1 protein-coding gene and 1 pseudogene are annotated in these 3854 nt (G+C 58.0%); both read left to right on the top strand.

Annotated features, from left to right (window positions below):
* The first annotated feature begins 456 nt into the window (after positions 1 to 456).
* On the top strand, positions 457 to 2115 hold the full coding sequence (locus tag VGE80_RS21935) for an AAA family ATPase (protein WP_440594130.1): 1659 nt from the start codon (positions 457 to 459) through the stop codon (positions 2113 to 2115).
* 1315 nt (positions 2116 to 3430) lie between these two features.
* A pseudogene (locus VGE80_RS21940) lies at positions 3431 to 3854 on the top strand (hypothetical protein); the annotation flags it as partial.

Genomic DNA, 3854 nt, shown 5'->3' on the forward strand with positions numbered 1-3854 from the left:
CGATAAACAAAAGAGTTTCAACCAACCCGTCAGGGGTCAAGTAGGTTGGTCCCCAGAATCAGAGTTCCCCGGAATCCCGGTCGAGCTGAGCCCATGCAGCAGGTCTGAGGTGACTCTGCCGTGGTGAAACACCCAGGGCAATCGCATCAGAGTTTGCTGTCAATCCTACGTGGATCCGCCGATGACACAGAGCGACGCAGATTTCGAGGTCAGGGAAACTTCTGCGAAAATCCGTGCAATCTGCGGATCAAAGCATTCCATGTTGTGCACGGGGTCACTGCTTCGGAGAAGACGGCCGAAGCAGTGGCATGGCGAGGGGTGGAGATGGAGACCGTAACGGAAACTTCGCAGTGGTGCTGTTCTTGAATGAGGGTTGTGCGACAAAAAAACTTGACGTTCACATGTGGTTGTGTTATGTTGCGGAGAAAGGGTTTCCGTTCTTCCAGGATGTGACACATGCGCAGGTTTTCCAATTCGCCCCCTGACTGGGCTTTTCCGGACCGGGTTGCTGCTGACCCGGTGAAGTTGGACGCTGGTCTTCGGGAAAATCGTTCGGGAGGAATTCCCGAGCGGTTTTCGGCGGGGGCTGCGAGGAGTTTGAATTCGGTCGGGAACGACCGGCAACCGAAGGTGAGTTTGCGGTGCCTGGCGGATCTGGTGGCGGAGCCGACGGAGTGGGTTATTGAGGGGCTGATTCCGCGTGGGGCGGTGACCTTGCTTGCGGGAAATGCGGGGGTGGGGAAAAGTCGGCTTGCCGTAGGACTGATGGTCTCTGTGCTGCGCGGCTTACAGGGGCCACGGGCTAAGGATACTGCCGGGGATGGTGAGATCGACGCGGGAGTCGACCGGGAGAACAATACCCCCGCTGATTTGATCGCTGACTCACGGTCAGCCCTCAGCAACTGTGCGGAGACGGACGCAATTGCCATCAGCCGATCGCACGTGGCGGGATGTTCGGTCAGCGACGCAATCACTCGATCGACTGCGGAGGAGAATCCCCCCTGCTCTGGTGGCTCCGAGCCAGTTGTAGATTGTCCGATCGACTCGCTTCCGCCAGATGACGATCCTCTGGCAACCCGGCCTGCGGTGGTGGTCTTTTCTTCGGCGCAACTGCTGACGGAGGTGATTCGGCCGCGACTGGCGGAAGCGGGAGCGGATCTGGCTCGCGTGTATGCGCTGTGCGGTTGCGACGATCTCTTGGCGAGTGATCCCGGTGCCGATGCAGACGTGTCTGCGGTGACCGAGGCGGCAGCCGTCCCTTTTCCACTGGAGATTCGTCCGTGGTCGTTTCAGTTGCGGCGTGATTTGCCCGTGCTGGCGACGGAATTGAAGCGGTTGCAGAACGAGGGCGTCGACATCCGGATGATCGTCATTGATCCCGTCGACCTCTATCTCGAATCGCACCGCAGCCGATCACAGGTGGAGGCGGACGTCGCTCAACTTGCGGAACTGGCCCGACAGACCGGAGTCGCGATTCTGGCTGTTTCGAACTCAGGGGGGGCGGAGACTGTCCGGGCCGTTCGGCGACGCGGTGGATCTGGATTGGCGGCTCTCGCGGGGGTCGCTCGCTCGGCCTGGATGATCGTGCGGGAGTTGGACGAAGGGAATCGACGGATGCTGATTCCTCTTAAAACTGTTTCCCAGAGGGACCGTCGCGGGTTTGGTTACTCGCTGCGGGACTGTGAACAGAAAGACGGTGCACAGCAAAAGGACTCGCCGGGGGATGGGCTGATACACTGGGATACGGAACCTGTCACGATCACCGGGGATGATTATCTCGACGAAGTGACCGCGCCGTCGCAAAAGCCGTTGGAGCGGGAGCATCGGTACGAACGGGACCGGGCCGCCCGGTGGCTTTATGAGCGATTGAGCGGCGGACGGGTTCTCTCGACCATCGTCCGGGAGGATGCGGCGGAAAACGAAATCTGCTGGGCAACGCTCCGTCGAGCGTTTAAGAGCCTCGGGTGTAAGACCAATCGGGAAAAGGGGAAAGGCCGGAACAGTCAGTGGTACTGGCGTCTGCCGGGGGAGGGATTTTTCTACCGCGCGGGGTCTCCTCGATTAGTTGCTCAAGATGCTCAACGTGAGCATCTAATCGAAATGCCTGAAAAATAGGGGTTTTGTCAATTAGGTGCTCAAGGTGCTCAACAACGTGCAGCGCGCATTTCGAAATGCCAAAACGAACTGGACCTGGATGAAGTTGCTGTACGAATTGCTGTGAAAGAAGCCGTGAAAGTTGCCCGGAATATCCGTTGAAACGGAGTGCCGTGGGGACGGAGACTTGTTCGAAAGAGCGGTTTATCGATTCAGGCGGGGTGGCCCAGACGTCGCTTTGGACGTCTGGGTTGCGGAGCAACGGGAGGCTTGGGAGCGGGGGAGGCTGGAACCGGGACTCCAGAAAACAGGGATCGTATGGGGAGATTTCAGAGGGGGCTGGAGACCGAGCTGGAGGGTTAATTCGATTGAAAAACCTCTTGCGGCTTTCGCCGCCCCGGTAGCCGCGAAGACGCGACAACCGGGTCTACCCAGGAGTCTGGAACGAGGACGCTTGCGCTGGAGATTGGGATCTCTCGATACTCTGCGGGAAATGCTTATCGGCGTTGAGTTTCCAGGCGACATAATCGCGGTAATTTGACTCGCCTCACCGACGAACCCTACATTACACAGCAATAACAAAAATGGTCGACACGTTCGGATCATCCTTTTTCTGAGCCAGCATCCATGTCAGGCGGGTCGCGAGTCGGGTCATTCGCAGGTTCGGGGCTCATCACCTCGATCCCCTGGCTTCTGGTATTGATCGGGCCGACGCTCGTGGGAGACTCTGCCTGGGCTTCATGTGGTGACTACCTTCACACCGGGCGGGGACATTCGAGCTTTCATCGGGTAGACGATGCGGTGAGTCAAGTTCTGGGGAGCTACGATGGCTCGGTTCACGATGACGATGTCACAGAGGTGTTTCTGTCTCGACTTTTACCCAGGTCAGGGCCTTCGGTACCGGCCTGCACCGGACCATTGTGCCGCAAATCGGCCCCAGCTCCTCTGCGACGATCGGAATCCAGCAGTCGGGATCAGACAGGGAAAAAGTCCTGCCTCTGCCTGATTCCTCCCCTTCTGGTAGAGCATCCCTGGGTTCATCTGGACCCTGAGTCAGAACGTTGTTTGATCGAACGACGTCTGGGGGGGATTGAGCGCCCCCCAAAATTCGCTTGATGAATGACTGCGCGTTGGCGAGGTCGACCTGCTTGTCGTTCGTGTGTCCCCTGCGGAACGGTGTCCCCTTTCCTCCCAGGTGGCTCCTGTCGGCAGTATGACGGCTGCATCAGTCAGTGCTCTCACATCCGAGTACTGGTGACCTTGTCGATAGTGCGTTGAAGTATGAAATCATACTGTTCACGTCCATTCATCAGCGATTTTTGACGGAGTTTTCTGAATGTCGACCCCTGGTCCTTCCTCGAGACCCCTGCCGCGTCCGGCTCGGGCCGTCGTGATTCCCGCCGTCGGTCCCCGGTTGCGGGTGTTGATGTGGTTTATCTACGGGCTGATCGCCCTGTTGGGAGCGAACTCGGTCTATCTGGCGACGGTAACGTTCCTCAGTTGGAACTCGGACCGGACGTATGAGAACTGGTTCTACATGTTGATGTTCGGCGGTCACCTGCTGCTTGGTCTGGTGATGCTCGTTCCGTTTCTGATCTTCGTCTTTATTCACTTATTCAATACACGACTGCGGAAGAACAAGCGGGCGATTCGTGTGGGCTATGCTCTGCTGGTCGGTTCGCTATTGCTGCTGGTGAGCGGCATTCTGCTCATGCGGATCGACTTCGGGGGTGGTGGTTCGGTCTTCGTCATCAAAAACG

Origin of the sequence: Schlesneria sp. (assembly GCF_036405755.1) — a bacterium.
In the GTDB taxonomy this organism is placed as follows: Bacteria; Planctomycetota; Planctomycetia; order Planctomycetales; family Planctomycetaceae; genus Schlesneria; species Schlesneria sphaerica.

Excerpts from the sequence above, each read along its gene's own strand:
- VGE80_RS21935 (WP_440594130.1), top strand. The coding sequence starts at position 457 with ATGCGCAGGTTTTCCAATTCGCCCCCTGACTGGGCTTTTCCGGACCGG.